Annotated in this window: 17 protein-coding genes, 1 other RNA gene and 2 other annotated features (1 of these 20 running past the window's edge); of the genes, 3 read left to right on the top strand and 15 right to left on the bottom strand. The window is 39.7% G+C overall.

What is annotated here, in order from left to right; all coding sequences use genetic code 11:
- Positions 1–33: 33 nt before the first annotated feature.
- Complete coding sequence (gene gshAB / locus B6F02_RS04690) at positions 34–2,310, bottom strand: bifunctional glutamate--cysteine ligase GshA/glutathione synthetase GshB (RefSeq protein WP_080146216.1); 2,277 nt, start codon at positions 2,308–2,310, stop codon at positions 34–36.
- 191 nt (positions 2,311–2,501) lie between these two features.
- On the opposite strand from gshAB, the gene B6F02_RS04685 reads away from it, so the two are divergent.
- From B6F02_RS04685 to B6F02_RS04675, 3 genes are all read left to right on the top strand, one after another.
- Positions 2,502–3,770, top strand: coding sequence for a replication-associated recombination protein A (locus B6F02_RS04685; protein ID WP_080146215.1), 1,269 nt, complete (start codon positions 2,502–2,504; stop codon positions 3,768–3,770).
- A gap of 102 nt (positions 3,771–3,872) precedes the next feature.
- A non-coding RNA gene (gene ssrS / locus B6F02_RS04680) (6S RNA) lies at positions 3,873–4,062 on the top strand.
- A gap of 141 nt (positions 4,063–4,203) precedes the next feature.
- Positions 4,204–4,668: a universal stress protein gene (locus B6F02_RS04675; protein WP_080146214.1), complete on the top strand. Its 465-nt coding sequence runs from the start codon at positions 4,204–4,206 to the stop codon at positions 4,666–4,668.
- Between the two features lie 64 nt (positions 4,669–4,732).
- On the opposite strand, the gene B6F02_RS04670 is transcribed toward B6F02_RS04675, so the two are convergent.
- The 14 genes from B6F02_RS04670 to B6F02_RS04605 form a co-directional block, all read right to left on the bottom strand.
- Complete coding sequence (locus tag B6F02_RS04670; RefSeq protein ID WP_080146213.1) at positions 4,733–5,923, bottom strand: acetate/propionate family kinase; 1,191 nt, start codon at positions 5,921–5,923, stop codon at positions 4,733–4,735.
- Positions 5,924–5,942: 19 nt separating this feature from the next.
- Positions 5,943–7,052 carry a class I SAM-dependent methyltransferase gene (locus tag B6F02_RS04665; RefSeq protein WP_256864649.1) on the bottom strand — a complete coding sequence of 370 codons (1,110 nt, stop codon included), beginning with the start codon at positions 7,050–7,052 and terminating at the stop codon, positions 5,943–5,945.
- 163 nt (positions 7,053–7,215) lie between these two features.
- Positions 7,216–7,500 (bottom strand): 50S ribosomal protein L27, encoded by a 285-nt coding sequence (rpmA, locus tag B6F02_RS04660; protein WP_080146211.1) that lies wholly within the window; start codon positions 7,498–7,500, stop codon positions 7,216–7,218.
- Positions 7,501–7,522: 22 nt separating this feature from the next.
- Positions 7,523–7,861 (bottom strand): ribosomal-processing cysteine protease Prp, encoded by a 339-nt coding sequence (locus tag B6F02_RS04655; RefSeq protein ID WP_080146210.1) that lies wholly within the window; start codon positions 7,859–7,861, stop codon positions 7,523–7,525.
- A 20-nt stretch (positions 7,862–7,881) separates the two neighbouring features.
- Positions 7,882–8,193 carry a 50S ribosomal protein L21 gene (gene rplU, locus B6F02_RS04650; RefSeq protein WP_080146209.1) on the bottom strand — a complete coding sequence of 104 codons (312 nt, stop codon included), beginning with the start codon at positions 8,191–8,193 and terminating at the stop codon, positions 7,882–7,884.
- A 43-nt stretch (positions 8,194–8,236) separates the two neighbouring features.
- Positions 8,237–8,312 (bottom strand) — a sequence feature (ribosomal protein L21 leader region).
- 52 nt (positions 8,313–8,364) lie between these two features.
- On the bottom strand, positions 8,365–9,156 hold the full coding sequence (gene minD, locus B6F02_RS04645; protein ID WP_080146208.1) for a septum site-determining protein MinD: 792 nt from the start codon (positions 9,154–9,156) through the stop codon (positions 8,365–8,367).
- Positions 9,149–9,838 carry a septum site-determining protein MinC gene (locus B6F02_RS04640; RefSeq protein ID WP_080146207.1) on the bottom strand — a complete coding sequence of 230 codons (690 nt, stop codon included), beginning with the start codon at positions 9,836–9,838 and terminating at the stop codon, positions 9,149–9,151. Before B6F02_RS04640 ends, minD begins: the two co-directional genes overlap by 8 nt.
- A 72-nt stretch (positions 9,839–9,910) precedes the next feature.
- Positions 9,911–10,447: a rod shape-determining protein MreD gene (gene mreD, locus B6F02_RS04635; RefSeq protein ID WP_080146206.1), complete on the bottom strand. Its 537-nt coding sequence runs from the start codon at positions 10,445–10,447 to the stop codon at positions 9,911–9,913.
- Positions 10,444–11,298 carry a rod shape-determining protein MreC gene (gene mreC, locus B6F02_RS04630; protein ID WP_080146205.1) on the bottom strand — a complete coding sequence of 285 codons (855 nt, stop codon included), beginning with the start codon at positions 11,296–11,298 and terminating at the stop codon, positions 10,444–10,446. Before mreC ends, mreD begins: the two co-directional genes overlap by 4 nt.
- Positions 11,299–11,486: 188 nt before the next feature.
- The gene (locus B6F02_RS04625; RefSeq protein WP_080146204.1) at positions 11,487–12,524 is read right to left on the bottom strand and encodes a rod shape-determining protein; all 1,038 of its coding nucleotides are present in this window, start codon (positions 12,522–12,524) and stop codon (positions 11,487–11,489) included.
- Positions 12,525–12,829: 305 nt separating this feature from the next.
- Positions 12,830–13,030 carry a cold-shock protein gene (locus tag B6F02_RS04620; RefSeq protein WP_080146203.1) on the bottom strand — a complete coding sequence of 67 codons (201 nt, stop codon included), beginning with the start codon at positions 13,028–13,030 and terminating at the stop codon, positions 12,830–12,832.
- A gap of 268 nt (positions 13,031–13,298) precedes the next feature.
- Positions 13,299–13,985: a RadC family protein gene (gene radC, locus B6F02_RS04615; protein ID WP_080146202.1), complete on the bottom strand. Its 687-nt coding sequence runs from the start codon at positions 13,983–13,985 to the stop codon at positions 13,299–13,301.
- A 106-nt stretch (positions 13,986–14,091) separates the two neighbouring features.
- Positions 14,092–14,745 (bottom strand): HAD family hydrolase, encoded by a 654-nt coding sequence (locus tag B6F02_RS04610; protein WP_080146201.1) that lies wholly within the window; start codon positions 14,743–14,745, stop codon positions 14,092–14,094.
- A 1-nt stretch (position 14,746) separates the two neighbouring features.
- Positions 14,747–17,398 (bottom strand): valine--tRNA ligase, encoded by a 2,652-nt coding sequence (locus B6F02_RS04605; protein ID WP_080146200.1) that lies wholly within the window; start codon positions 17,396–17,398, stop codon positions 14,747–14,749.
- A 73-nt stretch (positions 17,399–17,471) separates the two neighbouring features.
- Positions 17,472–17,701, bottom strand: a binding site (T-box leader) (it continues 1 nt past the right edge of the window).

Below are 17,701 nucleotides of genomic sequence, written 5' to 3'. Positions count from 1 at the left end.
TCTTTCTGTGAATTCCTTAGCGTCTGATTACCTTTAGTATAACTCAGGGAAAAGCATTTTTAAAATCTCAATGGTCAATCTTCTTCCCTTGCCTTGCGATACATACGTATGCATATGCATAGCAGGGTTGAAATTCGCTTCGATCACTGTATAGCCCGGTTCTCGTTCTGTACTTTCTTTTGTGTAATCGGGTATGATCAGGTCGATTCCTGTTACCTTTACTTTTATCTGTTCAGCCATTTCAGATGCCAGCTTTTTATAACTGTCATGCATCTTATCAGTGAAGTCGATTGAATCCCCACCGGTCGATATATTGGAATTTTCTCTCAAATAAACGATTTCACCATCATTCGGTACACTATCCAGTGTATAGTTCTGCTCTTTCAGCATCAACTTTTCAATGTTGCCTTTTTGGATTTTTTCCAATGGTGCGCGGTGATGTCTGCCTCTTAAAGGATCAGCATTTTTCTGATCGATCAGCTCTTCCACTGTCTGTCTGCCGTCTCCTTTAACATTTGCTGGTACACGAAGTAAGACAGCTTTCACTTCTCCATTTAGCACAAAGAACCGATATTCAGTACCGGCAGCATATTCTTCCACTAAAACTGACTGATCTTCTTTGAACGCAATGTCTAGTGCCTCTTTAAAATCTTCTGCTTTGGGTGCCTGTTTAAAGACGGAGATCCCTAATCCATAATTTGTGGATTTAGGCTTGACTACGATCTCTTGGTTTTTGAATAACTCAAACGCCGCCATGGCTTCATCGACTGATTGAAACTCTTCCCCTTCCGGGATATTGAATCCTTTACTTTTCAATATTTTTTTCGTCACAGTCTTATTTTCCATGATCCAGTGCGAGATATACGTATCCTGAGCCGTCATATTTCCATTTTTGACATATTCCTCATGATCTCTGTACTGAAGCTTCAAGAACTGATCCTGCTTGTCTAATATCTCTATCTTCAATCCTTTTTGCAAGGCATCAAAGATCAGCAGCTGCGTAGACATCTCCATTTCTTCAAACCCTCTTGTAAGATAAGGCTTGTCAAATGATTGACGTTTATATTGTCTGCCAAGCATTTCTCCAAATGCTAAATACTGTTCAGACGAATCAATTTGCTCGGCAAGTTGAGCAGCTAAGGTTTTAGATGGATCGTTAAACGCATCAATAGCTTCCTCGATACTTTTTTGCTGTTCTCTGTCCAGTTTCAAATGGCTGGCCATTTCTTGCATTGTCTCTAACAGGGTGAGACCTTCTTCATAAAATTCTGATTGATCAAATGGTGATTCCGCTGCTGTTCGTTCGTTTTTGCGCGTTCCTTCGAGAATCTGCTCTTTTCCTTTGGTATCCTCTAACCAAATCATCAGAACAAAAAACAAATGAATGAACTCTGCCTGTTTTTTCGTGATGCCCAGTTCATCAAATGGATTCAGATCAAATGGTCTGAATTCAACATACTCAACACCTGTTTTATTTAAGAAACTGATCTCTTTTCCTTTTCCTCGGATTCTAGCTGCCCCATAAAATTCTCTTTCTTCACTGAGTATGCCGTCTGCCACAAAACGCTCGATATCTTCAACATAATCCTCAAGCGAATCATAGTGAACAGTAATATCATTTGTATTATGGTATCCGTAGGCACTATTTCGTACACTTCTCATTGGATCAGCAATGCTTGTGTTTAATTCGTCTTTTCTATAAAACGAGGTATCGGCATAAGGGGATGCACCATACAAATAAGTCAGGATCCACTGATATCTTAAAAAGTTTCTTGCCATTTTCAGATGCAATTCATCTTTTACTTCTTGAAAGGATGAAAACACAGTTTGATTCTCATAAATTCGCTTGATGAATAAATCTGAAAAAGCAAAGTTATAATGTATTCCACTGATCAGCTGCTTTTTCTTTCCATACTTATCTGCCAGTTTTTCTCTATACTGGACTTCTTTCTGATCCTTTACCCGAATAATCGGAATATCTTCTGGTTCAGGCAATATAGCCGGCATACTGAATGGCCAGATATATTCTTCTTCCTGGACTGACCTTTGTACAACATCATTAAGTGCTTGGAGCCATGAAAAGGCTTCTTCTAAAGATGATTGAGGCGGTGTAACTAACTCTAATTGAGCCTCACTGAAATCTGTTTGAATATAAGGATGATAAGCACGATCGCCTAATAATGCCGGGTGGTCGGTAAGAGCCAGCTTCTGCCCTATTACTCTTATTCCCTCTTTTTCAATACCAAAGGTTCCTTGAAGTGCTAAGCTTTCAATCTGATTATTTTGAATGATTTCTTTTATATTGATCATACTTTACCCTCATCTATTTCTATTGTGAAACTAATTCAACTTACATATTATCATAAAGTAAGTAGATGAGACAGTAGAAGATTACATAGGTTTAAAAGCTTGCGCAAACACAAACAAACGTTCAAAGTGTTAGAGATATTATTTCAGCCATGCTATAATATTAAGGTCATTTACAGAAAGGAGCCACTACATTGAGCCAACCGCTAGCGTATAGAATGCGGCCGACTTCTATTGAAACCATTGTTGGTCAAGAACACCTTGTGGGGGAAGGAAAAATTATCTGGAGAATGGTTGAGGCAAAACGTCTTTCTTCTATGATATTATATGGACCGCCAGGAATAGGGAAAACCAGCATTGCCAGTGCCATAGCAGGTTCTACAAAGTATGCTTTTCGAATGCTGAATGCAGCAACAGATACCAAAAAAGATCTGCAGATCGTTGCAGAAGAAGCAAAAATGAGCGGCACAGTGATCTTATTACTAGATGAGGTGCATCGGCTTGATAAACCAAAGCAGGACTTTTTGCTTCCACACTTGGAAAATGGAAGAATCATTATGATTGGTGCCACAACTGAAAATCCGTATATATCGATCCACCCTGCCATCAGAAGTCGATCCCAGATTTTTGAGCTGTACCCATTGAATGAACAGCAAATCAAATCAGCACTGCAGCGTGCTATTTCAGATACTGAAAAAGGTCTTGGTTCATTGCCTCTGACAGTAAATGAACAGGCATTGACTCATCTGGCTAGAGCGACCAACGGCGACCTGAGAAGCGCCTTAAATGCTCTGGAGTTAGCTGCTGAATCAACTAAACCAGATCAAGATGGTCAGGTTTATTTAACGCTTGATATTATTGAAGAATGTGTTCAGCGAAAAGTCCTTACGCATGATAAAGATGGAGATGCTCATTACGATGTTATTTCTGCCTTTCAAAAATCCATACGCGGAAGTGATGTTCATGGTGCCCTGCATTATCTTTCTAGATTGATTGAAGCCGGCGAATTGCAGATTATCTGCAGGCGGCTGATGGTCGTTGCCTATGAAGATATCGGGCTGGCAAATCCTGCCGGTGCAGCCAGAGCAGTAACTGCTGTTCAAGCTGCTGAAAAGCTTGGTTTCCCTGAAGCAAGAATCCCATTGGCCAATGCTGTAATCGAACTAGCTTTATCTCAAAAATCAAACTCTGCAATTTCATCAGTAGACAAGGCCCTGTCAGATGTACGAAATGGAAAAAGCGGAACGGTCCCTGCTCATTTAAGAGATGCACATTATAAAGGCGCAAAAGAATTGAACCGCGGCACAACCTACAAATATCCTCACAGCTATCCAGATGCTTGGGTTGAGCAGCAATATCTGCCGGACAGCTTGAAGTCTGCTAAATATTACAGTCCAAATCCATCCAGTAAATTCGAGCAAGCTTTGGCAAAACAGTATGAAAAGTTCAACTCGAACCATTAATCAAACGATTGTACGATTACAATTATAATACCCGTTTATATTGTTTAAGTCGGTGGATTTTCTAGATTGACAAAAAGCAGAAGCCGTGCTAATATAAAGATAAGATTTCTGAGGTGTACGCGTTGTCGACTTACTGTGTTGACCGAACATTTTTATTAAAACTTGGGATTCTAAAGGAAGAATTGATGACATGCCCTATCACTTGGTAGTCAGATATTTTTCTGGGGAAGCCCACCTGCTAATTTGCGGGTTCAACCAAACACGACAATCTACCGGCACCATCGGATTTCTTATACTTAGTCTTTTAGCCGCTCTAATAAATAGAGCGGCTTTTTAGTTGCTCTATTTTAGTTTCCTTTACATATTGTTATAAGCTTTTCTTTTTTTCTTGTATAATAAACCTATAAAACATTTCTTAAAGGAGCGGATCAGTATGTTGCAGGAATATAAGAAAATATTAGTTGCCGTAGATGGTTCAGAAGCGGCAGAAAAAGCGTTCAAAAAAGCCGTAGAAGTTGCTAAACGGAATAACGCTACACTTATCTTAGCCCATGTCATTGATACGAAAGCCTATCAGTCATTTTCTACTTTTGACGGTTCCATTGCAGATAACGCACGTGAAGAAGCCCAACGTACACTGGATGATTATAAATCATACGCTGAAAAAGAATCATTAAGCAATGTCAAAGTCGATCTGGAGTACGGCTCTCCTAAAGTGATGATTGCCAAACAAATGCCTGAAACGCATGAAATTGACCTGATCATGTTGGGGGCAACAGGATTGAATGCTGTAGAGCGCCTTTTCGTCGGCTCTGTCTCTGAATATGTCATCAGACATGCGAACTGTGACGTACTCGTCGTGAGAACTGACCTGAAAAACGAAGCCATTGATGAATAATAGATAAATCCATGTAAAAAAGCTTCTCTTGTTTTTTCAAGAGAAGCTTTTTTACATGGTTATTTTACTTTTTTAGTTTTTCTACATCGCGAGCGATCATGACTTCTTCATCTGTCGGTACAAGCAAAACTTTGACTTTAGAATCATCTGTAGAAATGAATCGTTCTTTTCCGCGAACATTGTTTTTCTCAGTGTCGATTTCAGCACCTAGGAATGTCAATCCGTTAATAATGTTTTCACGGGTTTCCAAGCCGTTTTCTCCAATTCCGGCAGTAAACACAATAGCATCTACTCCGTTCATTGTAGCGGCATAAGAACCGATATACTTTCTAACGCGGTCTTCAAATATACGCAATGCTAAAGCCGCATCTTCGTTTGTTTCTTCAGCGTCTTCAAGGTCTCGCATATCGCTTGAAATACCAGAAAGCCCTTTAAGACCTGATTTGTTGTTTAAGATATAGATCATATCGTTAATATTGTCGATCCCTTCTTTTTCCATTAAGAATGGTAAAAGTGACGGATCAATATCTCCTGAACGAGTCCCCATCGTTACTCCTGCTAAAGGTGTGAAACCCATTGAAGTATCGATGGATTTACCACCATCAACCGCTGTAATTGAAGCACCATTACCTAAGTGACAAGTGATGATTTTAAGATCTTCAATTGGCTTTTCAAGCATTTCTGCTGCACGTTCAGCTACATATCGATGACTGGTACCATGTGCACCATACTTACGAGCATTGTATTTTGTATAATACTCTTTTGGAATACTGTATAGATAATTGACTTTTGGCATTGTTTGATGGAAAGAAGTATCAAAGACAGCCACAGATGTGATATCCGGTAAGATTTTGCGGAACGCCTTGATTCCAGTAGCATTTGCCGGGTTATGAAGGGGAGCAAATTCTGATAATTCTTCGATCTGTTCGATTACTTCATCATTTACTAAAGCAGACTCGTCAAAGATTTCTCCACCGGCAACTACACGGTGTCCAACACCCGTAATTTCATCAAAGTTTTCAATAATGTTTAATTCTGTCAGCTGTTTCAATAACATTTCAACAGCTACTTCATGGTCATCAATATCTAAAACTTCTTCATATTTCTGTCCATCACCGTATTTAATAGTGAAGATCGAATCATTTAATCCGATACGTTCTACAATACCAGAAGCTAATACTGTTTCTTCAGGCATTTCGAACAATTTCCATTTCAAGCTGGAACTTCCAGCGTTGATTGCGATTGTTTTAGTCATGCATGTCTCTCCTTTTGAGTTAAGATTTTTGTTTAAACTGTGTTTTTTTCCACTCAGTAATTTCTGTCATTAATTCTTGCATTGCCGAGATATTTTTAAAATCCGGTGCTGCAGCCAGCAGTACTTCTTTCGCCTGCTGGGTTTCCTCCCCTTTTTTCTGAACAATTAATATTGATTTTCGAGACTGTTCAGATTTAAACAATTCCTTAGGAAGACTGACCATTCCTTGAAAGTGCCCGGATTTTTGAATGTAAGAAAGCAGAGTTTTCGCTTCTTCCGATTCAAAAATATTTGACGGAACCAGATAAAATCCAAACCCGCCTTCTTTTAAATACTTCATGCCTTGTTCAATCAGCAAAAAGTGTGTGTAAGAATGTCCGGTTTCAAATGACGTTTCGAATCGCTTTGCCTGTTCGTCTATTGGATAATAGCCTACAGGAAGATCAGATACGATACTGTCTGCCGGCTCTGTCAGCAAGTTGCTTAAAGCGTCCTGAAGTGTCAATTTCACGTCGAGTTCCTGCAAAGCTGCACTGGTTGCCGCAATAGATAATAATAAATCATCATTATCGATACCAGAGAGGTTGATCGTTTTTCCTTCTTTATTCAAGAAGTGATAGATCGTATAGATTAGATTACCTGTCCCTACAGATAGGTCTAATAAGTGGTACGGTTGTTCACCGGGAGGGGCGATGATTTCGACTAGATAAGCCATTAATGAGCCGATGGAATCAGGAGTCATCTGATGATTGGCTTGTATAAAATCTTCCCGCATTCCCTTAAGAATGGCAAGTTGTACCCCTTGTCTTTTTTCGCTAGGAGATATTTCAGAAAGGTCAAGCTGTGTATAAAGGTGATTCAATGCCTTTACAGCTTCTTCTGAAGGCTTCCCGTCTATCACTCGAGCTGATTGATTTTCTAACAGGTTTTCTCCTGACTCGATCAAAGCTTCCAGATAAGAAGTCTGCAGCGCTTCTTTTAAGATCTCTGAAGACTGATCAAGTGTGTGGTAGACAGTTTCAATTCGTTCTGTCGACACTTTAGCCCACCTTTCTATATGCCCTTGTCTACAAGCTAAAGACCGGATAATCGTGTTTGGAATCGAGAAAAAGAATGGTTTCACGATCATACGGTCGATGACCTGCTTACTAGGTCATATCTATGAATAGATATCTCATTAACATACTTATTTTAACTGATTCTTAAGCTTTTCTCAAGGGTTTAGAAATCAGCTGACAGTAAAAAAGAACCGAACAGACAAGTGCTTGTCCTTTCGGTTCTTTTTGAATTCATTAGTTCGCTACTGGATAAACAGAAACTTGCTTTTTGTTTTTACCTTTACGTTCGAAGCGTACAACGCCATCGACCTTAGCAAATAAAGTATCGTCTCCGCCTTTTCCTACGTTAGCTCCAGGATAGATTTTAGTTCCGCGTTGACGGAATAAAATTGAACCACCTGTTACAACTTGGCCATCACCACGTTTAGCACCTAAACGTTTAGACTGAGAATCACGACCGTTGGTAGTAGATCCGCCACCTTTTTTGTGAGCGAAAAATTGTAGATTCATTTTCAACATAGTATTTGCACCTCCATCATTATCATTTAATTTGAGTGATTTTAATATATTCAGGGGACTCTTCCTGTACACTATTCAATGACAGCAATAAACTTTCCAGTAAAGTCTGGGCCGCTTGTTCCTGTTCGTCTGTTTGTGACTCAGGTAACCGAGCAGATAAGTATCCGCCATTTTCCTGATCCATCTCAATCTCCAGATCCAACTGAACGAGTTCTGTCAGACTATTGATCGTACCAATACTCAGCGCTGAGACTGCTGCACATACCAGGTCCTGTCCGTAAGGTCCGGATTCCGCATGTCCTGAGATCTCAATAAAGTTGATTTGATTATTCTTCAAACGATGAAACTGCGCTTGAATCATTTAAATCCTGCTTTCGCTAATTAGTTAGTCTTGATAGAGTTGATTGTCACTTTAGTGTAAGGTTGACGATGTCCTTGTTTAGTATGAGAGTCTTTTCTACGACGATATTTGAAAGTAGTGACTTTTTTAGCACGTCCTTGTTTTTCGATCGTAGCTTCAACTGAAGCTCCCTCAACTGTTGGAGTTCCAACTACTGCGTTGTCTCCTCCAACAAACAATACTTCATCAAAAGTGAAAGTATCTCCAGCTTCTCCGTTTAATTTTTCAACGTAGATAGATTTACCTTCTTCAACTTTGATTTGTTTACCACCAGTTTTGATGATTGCATACATGTTTGTTGCACCTCCTTATTTAGTAAAGCATTCTCATGCTTTCTATTGCACTTAGACTCGCCGTGATAAGTGACCTTAACGGTACTTCAAAACTTATAAACGAGCGGTTGTAGCTGTGGTGCTTCACAAATACAACATTAGTATTCTACCAGAACAGACAATACGAGTCAATTACTTTTTGCTAAATAACTTTTGCCAGAAAGATTTCTTCTCATCTTTTAAAGTCATCAGCGGTACCGTTTCACCGAGTATTCTTCTCGCAATATTTCGGTAGCCTTGTGAAGAGACATTATCCGGATCCAGCGCAACTGGGTTACCTTTATTAGAAGAACGCACAACTTCGTCATCTTCGAAAACAATTCCCAGCAGTTCGATGGATAAATGTCTGGTAATTTCATCGATGTCCATTACTTCACCTTTTTGCATCATTCGTTTTCGGATACGGTTGATGACTAGTTTCGGTGATCCGATTTTTGTTTGTTCAACTAAACCTATAATGCGGTCAGCATCGCGAATCGCAGAGATTTCCGGTGTAGTAATGAGTATGGCGTCGTCCGCAGCGGCAATGGAGTTTTTAAATCCTTGTTCAATTCCTGCAGGGCAATCTATCAGCACATAATCATAATCACTTTTAAGTTCTGTGATCAGTTCAACCATCTGCTCTTCATTGATCACATTCTTATCAGCATGCTGGGCAGCCGGGAGTAAGAACAACTGATCATTGAACCGTTTATCTTTGATAATGGCTTGGTGTAATTTAGCACGTCCCTCAATTACATCGACGATGTCATATATAATCCTATTTTCCAACCCTAATATAACATCCAAGTTTCTCAATCCGATATCCATATCGACCAGACAGATCTTATTTCCCTGCAATGCTAATGCTGTTCCGATATTAGCAGTCGAAGTAGTTTTTCCGACGCCGCCTTTTCCTGATGTAATAACGATGGCTTTACCCATTGATTAATCCTCCTGTTACATTTCCTAATTCTGGTCTCAACCGCTTGATTTCATTTAACGGTGATACTCTCAAAATATGTAAATCATCTAAATAAACGACTTCAAAATTAGCTGATACTGTTCTCTTCTCTACATCAGCCTGATCGATTACATGAACATGATCTGCGATTCTGACTTGTGCATTATAAGAAAAGTTTCCAATCACTACTGAACTTTCTTTACCATTCACTCCTGCATGTGCGATACCTTTTAAATCTCCTAGTACATAAATACTTCCAGTCGCTTTAACCGTTCCTCCTGGATGAACACTGCCGACCAGCAGGAGATCTCCTTCAGCTTCTATGATTTGACCGCTGCGAACCGTACTGACTTCCACTTTAGTGCTCACTTCATTGTGCCATTCCAGGGCTCTTTTAATAGTGACAACGTCAGAATCTATTGTTTTGATTTTAAGATGCGATTTTTCTTCAACTAATTGGGTTACTTCTTTTTTTTCTTCAGTTGTAAAGAGCCGGTTACCTGATTTAATCGTTAACTCAAGTGGATGATCAGCTGTCGCTTCTTTTCTCAGCGGTTCAACTAATTTCTTTATTTCATCTTTTATAATCTGAAAAGAAGCCGTCTGATCGATCATTAGCTGATACCCTTCTTTTGTCCCTTTTAATGTAACTATCTTCTGCACGTTTTTCACCTCTGTAATATAAAAAATTGGAATAAACTGCCTCACTATTTTTTTATATCAGTTCGGCAGCTGTTATTTAAATCTGATTTCCTCTTTTTGTACGATTTTCTGTGTTAGTTTACTGATCGGTATGGATAGTACCAGCATGACCAGACTGTTGAACAGGATCGTTACCCCAAGTCTTTCGACCATAAATTCCTGAATTGTCAATGTCGTCATATTAATGGCACGATAAACACCAAAAATAAAAAACTCTAATATGGTGATGACTATAATACTTAAAAGTGTATAGATCATAAAATTCGCTGGCAAGGCTTTTCTGCATTGCAACAAGATATAAACCAGTGCTGTAAAGGCGGTCATATAAATACCTAGAATCCCTGAATAATAGCTATCATACATAAATCCAATGACTAGAGCCAGCACAATAATATGCCGGAAGCTTAGGTAAAACGTCAATATCAATAACACAATCAAGGTCAAATGCGGAACAATTATTCCAATATCCGTTTTGAGAACGCCCTTCAACTGAGCACTTAATGCGCCATCCAGTAGTAAGGCGGCTACAAGCATGAGCAAAGGATAAAGGTGCTTTTTCCATTGACTCATTCTTGCACCCCGCTTTCAGCTGAACGATTGATAATCGTGACGTAGCGGATATGTTCAAAGTCAGCTGCCGGATCAATATAGACTTGCTGAGCTAATCCATGATCATCCATCGTCACTTCATCTACTGTTCCGATCACTAAAGACCGTGGAATGGTTCCGCCTAATCCTGAGGTAATGACTTGCTCTCCCGTCTTTATTTCTGCAGTAGAAGTGATTTGTGTCATAATCAGACGATTCGTTTCGGCATCATAGCCGGAAACCAGACCGTTAATGACCTCATCTCCCAGAATTTCAGCAGAAACTTGATTAGAAGTTCCATCTAAGCTGGTAAGCAAAACGACTTTAGAGCTAGTAGGGTTTACCTCGGTCACTCTGCCGATCAGTCCATTGTTTGACATCACAGACATTCCCTGCTCCAATCCATCTTGGCTGCCGCGATCGATAACAATCTGATCAATCCATGAATCTGGATTTCTAGAAATGACGGTTCCAGAAATGGTCTGGAAATCAGTCAGAGAATTTTTCAATCCCAGTTCTTCTTCCAGTTGTGCATTTTCATTTCTCAATACTGCTATTTCAGCTTGCGTTTCATAGATTCTATCTATTTCTTTCTTTAATCTCTGATTTTCTTCAAAAGTATCTTGTAATGTATTGATTGAACTAAATACGTTATTCACTGCATTAACTGGTTTAGAAAAAATGCGTCCTGTAACTGCTGTGATATCATTTGTAAATTGCTGTATGAATGTACCAGATCCTGATTGGCTTAAAGATAAAGACAACAAGGATACAAACAAGATGACACTGACCAGCAGGACAATCATTTTTTTATTTGTAAAAAATTGGTTCAATTGTTCCACCTCTAATGTTATAGCTCTGGTTATTTTACCACAATTAAATACAGATTCGTAGGCTTTCTAAAAGTAAAAATCCTAAAATTCACTTAAATGGCACAACTTTACAACTCATTCTCGCTGATTTTTGTCCATAAAGAAACGGGAAGAATTTCTTCCCGCTCAAGTATTATTAGAAAATGTATTTATCTGCTTTGCTTGCGGTATACCTCTATGTGATTAAGCGCTTCGCCCGTACCGATGGCCACACAATTCAATGGATCGTTTGCAACAAATACAGGTACTTCTGTTTCTTCTGCAATCACTTCGCTTAAATTCTTCAGTAAAGCGCCGCCGCCTGTTAAAACGATTCCTCTGTCAATGACATCAGCTGAGATCTCAGGAGATGTATCTTCAAGAGTCCCTTTTACAGCAACCACTATACTGTCTACCACTTCCTGAATAGCCTCTGCGATTCCTACAGCTGAGATTTCGATGGTTTTAGGCAATCCAGTCAACAGATCGCGTCCACGAATCTCAGTTGATCCTAAATCTCTTGCTGCTTCAATAGAAGCACAGCCTAATTCCATTTTGACAGATTCAGCAGTTCTTTCCCCAATCAGCAAGTTATACTTGTTACGGATATAGTGGATAATCGCAATATCCATCTGATCTCCAGCCATTTTGATTGTACGGCTGCTGACGATACCTCCAAGAGAGATTGTCGCAACATCTGTCGTTCCGCCTCCGATATCTACCACCATACTACCTGTCGGTTCATTTACTGGCAGTCCCGCACCGATTGCTGCTGCAAAAGGCTCTTCAATTAAAAAGGCTTCACTTGCACCAGCCATTTTTGTTGCATCAATGATGGCTCTTTTTTCGACTTCGGTTCCTCCGCCGGGAACACAAACAATAACGCTGGGCTTAGAATTTCTTTTACCTGTTCCTTTGCTGATAAAATAATCCATCATCGCGATCGTAGTGTCATAATCTGCAATGACACCGTCTTTCATTGGACGAATGGCAACGATACTGCCTGGTGTACGACCGATCATTTTCTGAGCATCTGCTCCTACCGCTACGACTTCTCCTGTTGTATTGTCTTTTGCTACAACAGACGGCTCTCCTAATGCGATCCCTTTACCTTCTACATATACATTTGTATTGGCTGTACCTAAATCGATTCCGATTCCTTTTTTATTAAACCAACGCACTTGTTTTTCCCCTCTCAAATAAAACATAACGATCTTTGTGTTTATGCTGTTTAGTTTTTAATTGCAAAGATTCATTGCTTTATTGTACCTTTTTATCCAAATAATTTCACTACTAGTTTATCACTTTAATTCTTTTTTTAATGATTTGACATGATTTTGATAGAAGATACATAATTTGTTGTTTTATTCTAACACAGGCGCTCTTGATTTATCTAATATTTGTAGATTGAAACTATGATTTTAAAAGTTAAAAGACCCTATATATGTAATTGAACACACTAAAAAACCGAGAGAACGAATATCGCTCTCTCGGTTGAAAATGTTAAATTAAATTAAATTTTTTCTACGTTAGCTGCTTGAGGTCCGCGAGCGCCTTCTTCGATGTCGAAAGAAACTGCTTGTCCTTCTTCTAGAGATTTGAATCCTTCTTCGTTGATAGCTGAGAAGTGTACGAATACATCGTCTGCACCTTCACGTTCGATGAATCCAAAACCTTTTTCTGCGTTAAACCATTTTACTGTACCGTTTTCCATGTTACTTTTTCCTCCTCGTGCCGTAAAGCACATTATATTTCACATTATTGCTATAGGTACGAATCGGAATGTTCTTACACATCTCTTTTTTCTTTCCCTAACAAAATGCTAACTAAACTATAACACGCTAAAAAAAATAAAGCAAGCTTAATGCTTAATTAATCTAAATTATTTTTTAGCTTTTTTTTGAAATTTATAAACTCTATTTCTTTCTTCTGCCGCTTAAACCAATCTAATTTATGCTAATAACTGAAAACGCTGTCCATAATTACAATATTCCTTGTTCCCTTAAACTAACGTAAGCTTCTTCCCCAATAATAATGTGATCAAGTACTTCGATTCCGATCATTTCTCCAGCTTGTGCCATTCTCTTCGTAAAGGACAGATCTGCTTCAGAAGGCTCAGGATTGCCCGAAGGATGGTTATGCGCAATAATGACTCTAGCGGCAGCGTACTTGACCGCTCCGCGGAATATCTCTCTGGGATGCGCTACCGAACTATTCAGCGAGCCTTTGAACACTGTTTCTTTTTTTATGATTTCATTTTTGGTATTTAAATACAGCGCCATTACATGTTCCTGGCTAAGCCCGCTTAGCTCGTCTAATAGTAGACTTCCTACATATGAACTGGAAGTTACAGTTCCTTCCTTTATTTGTGAAGCCCTGGCCACACGGTTTCCGAATTCGATCGCTGCAATCATTTCAATCGCTTTAGCTTTCCCTATACCGGATATTGCCATCAATTCTTCTGCTGTCACTTGTCTAAGCATAAATAAATCATCAAATTCAGATAATACATTCATACTAAGCTGCAGTACATTCATATTTTTAGTTCCTGTCCGCAGTAAAATAGCCAACAGTTCATGATTAGCCAATGCTTTGGGTCCATAATTTTCCAGTCGTTCTCTCGGTCTGGATTGAGTAGGTACATCTAAAAATTTTTGTGCGGGATTCATCAATTCTTATCCTCCTCTATACAATAAAAAGAGGAGCTCATAATGGCTCCCCTCAATATATATATTAGCAAGATAAAGTAAAAGTAATGTTTTTATTGTGATTTTTTTACTTTTTAATATATGAAATAACTTCAGTCAAATCTTCCAATACAGCTGTCGCTTTTTCTTGGGCTTCTCCGTCCGGATTCAACAGGTCAGGTACCATGATGACTGGAATTCCTGCTGCATGCGCAGCTCTTACACCGTTTAGTGAGTCTTCTAGTACAAGCGCTTCTGCTTTTTCTGCTTTGGTTTTGCTGAGTGCTTTAAGAAAAATAGCAGGGTCAGGTTTAGAGTTTTCAACTTCATCTCCGCCGACGATTCCACTAAAATAATGGGATAAGTCTGCATTTTGGATCAACGTCTCTACCAATCTGTGTTCAGTACTGGAAGCTACCACCATTTCGATTTCTTTCTCCTTAAGATAGTCCAGCAAAGCGCGCAGGCCTTTCTTTTGAGGCAGCGGTTTTGCTAATAATGCAGTCTCGATATCAATCTTGCTTTTCTCAATGAACAACTGAACCAGCTTTTCATCATGATGCTCATTGTGAAGCGCATTGAAAAAGTCTTTTTCACTGGTCCCGATATACTTTTCATAAAAAGCATAATTGAACGGCAGACCGATTGAATCAGCAGTGGCTTGATTGGATTGATAATAAATAGTCTCGGTATCAAACATTAATCCATCCATATCAAAAATTACAGCTTTTACACGGCTCATATTAAGCTCCTTTTAATCCTTTAAGTTTTTCAAGTTGCTCAGAAACGGCTGCATGACGCTGGCGATATTCTTCTCCTTTGCTGCGCTCTTCTTCGACAACTTTTTCAGGTGCATTCTGCACGAACTTCTCGTTTGCTAACTTGCCTTCAACTCGTTTGATTTCCTTAGACCATTTATCCAACTCTTTTTCTAAGCGTCCAATTTCTTCATCCACATCAACAAGTCCTGCTAGAGGTAAAAATAATTCAGCTCCGCTGACAACAGCTGTCTTCACTTCATCCGGTACATCGATCTCTGTATCAATTCTCAGTGTTTCCGGATTACAGAAGCGTTCGATAAAGCTGCTGTTTTCAGTAAGGAAAGCTTTCTCTTGATCGCTTTTCGCTTTGATCAAGATATCGATCGGCTTCGATAATGGACGATTTACCTCTGCTCTGATGGTTCTCACAGCACGAATCAGTTCGATCAGCATATCCATATTTGAGATAGCAATAGAATCATCAAAGTCTTCTTCTGGTTCAGGATAAGCTGCCACAACCAGTGATTCTCCGACATGCGGCATATTTTCCCAGATTTCCTCTGTTACAAATGGCATAATTGGGTGCAGTAAGCGTAATGTCTGATCCAGAACATGGACTAATACGCTTCTTGTTGTATTCTTCTCTTCGTCGGTACCGTTGAAGAGAATTTCTTTACTCATTTCGATATACCAGTCACAATAATCATCCCAAATGAATTTATATAAAGCACGTCCGGCTTCTCCGAACTCGAACTTTTCAAAAAGATCCGTTACCTGCCCGATGACTTCATTCAAGCGCGCTAAGATCCACTTATCTGCAATTCCTTTTTCGCCTGTCAAGTTGATGTCTTCATACTTGAAGTCTTCCAAGTTCATAATGACATAACGGCTGGCATTCCAGATTTTATTGATAAAATTCCAGGCAGCATCCATTTTTTCATAACTGAAACGAACATCCTGCCCTGGAGCAGATCCATTAGATAAGAACCAGCGCAAAGCATCAGCACCATACTGGTCAATGACTTCCATGGGGTCGATTCCGTTTCCAAGTGATTTACTCATCTTGCGGCCTTGTTCATCTCGGATCAGTCCGTGGATCAAGACATGTTTAAAGGGGCGCTCGTCAGTGAATTCTAAACTCTGGAAAATCATTCTGCTGACCCAGAAGAAGATTATGTCATATCCTGTTACCAAAGTGCTGGTAGGGAAATAACGTTTAAAGTCTCCAGCATCTATATCTGGCCAGCCCATGGTTGAAAATGGCCATAAAGCAGAACTGAACCAAGTGTCCAGTACATCATTATCTTGTGACCAGTTTTCTGCATCTTCCGGTGCTGCTTCTCCTACATAGATTTCTCCAGTTTCATTATGGTACCATGCCGGAATTCTATGACCCCACCATAATTGTCTTGAAATAACCCAGTCATGGACATTTTCCATCCAATTGTTGAATGTCTTTTCAAAACGTTCCGGTACAAAATTGACCTTATTCTCTGTATTCTGATTATTTAGGGCTTGTTCAGACAATGGCCCCATTTTAACGAACCACTGTGTAGACAATCTCGGTTCTACAACAACCCCTGTTCGTTCAGAGTGACCGACGCTGTGAACCATATCTTCAACTTTGATTAAATATTCTTGTTCTTTCAAGTCTTTGATGATTTGTTTTCTAGCTGCAAAGCGCTCCATTCCGGCATAGTCTCCAGCTTGATCATTCATCGTTCCGTCATTGTTCATAACATTTATCCGCGTCAGGTTGTGGCGATTGCCGATTTCAAAGTCATTGGGATCATGTGCGGGTGTAATTTTAACGACACCTGTTCCGAATTCCATTTCTACATAGTCATCTGCTATGATCGGCAGCTCTCTGCCGACTAAAGGAAGGGTCAGTGTTTTCCCGATCAGATGCTGATAGCGTTCATCTTCCGGATGGACCGCTACTGCTGTATCCCCCAGCATCGTTTCAGGACGAGTGGTTGCAATCTCTACTTCGCCTGATCCATCTGTTAAAGGATAACGCATATGATAAAAAGCGCCATTAACTTCTTTATGCTCTACTTCAATGTCAGACAACGCAGTCTGCGCTTTCGGATCCCAGTTGATAATATACTCGCCGCGGTAGATCAAGCCTTTATTATATAAGTCAACAAACACCTTATTTACAGCTTTATTCAGTCCTTCATCCAAGGTAAATCGTTCACGGCTGTAATCTACAGAAATCCCTACTTTTGCCCATTGATCACGTATGTTCCCTGCATATTCTTCTTTCCAATCCCATACTTTTTCAAGGAACTTTTCTCGTCCCAGATCATAGCGGGAAATACCGTCTTGAGCTAATTTTTCTTCTACTTTTGCCTGAGTTGCGATCCCTGCGTGATCCATCCCCGGCAGCCATAAAGTATCGTAACCCTGCATTCTCTTTTGACGGATAATAATATCCTGCAATGTTGTATCCCAAGCATGTCCAAGATGCAGTTTCCCCGTTACATTGGGCGGTGGGATAACAATGGAATACGGTTCCGCTGATGGATCTTCATTTGGCTTAAATAAATCCATTTCCAGCCATTTTTCATATCTGCCGGCTTCAACTTCAGTCGGCTGATACTTTGTGGACATTTCTAGTTCTTCTGCCATTGTCTATCGACTCCTTCATTTTCATTAAGTATTGAACGACTGCATTAAAAAAGCATCCATCCTAATGTTTTCACAATAGGACGAATGCTTCTCATTCGCGGTACCACCTAAATTGACTGAAACATTTATCCTTTCAGTCCTCTTCATAAACGGGGGTAATGACCCGTTACTTCAAACAAAGCTACTAATGTTCACTCTGTTGGCTCACAAGCTACTTCTCAAACCATTCTATACGGGATTTTCACCATGCACCCGTTCTCTATAACAGAATCTGTTCGATACTCCTCTTGATCATCGCTCAAT

The sequence above is a fragment of the Marinilactibacillus piezotolerans genome, from assembly GCF_900169305.1.
GTDB lineage: Bacteria > Bacillota > Bacilli > Lactobacillales > Carnobacteriaceae_A > Marinilactibacillus > Marinilactibacillus piezotolerans_A.
This window is presented reverse-complemented; position numbering and strand designations above follow the sequence as displayed.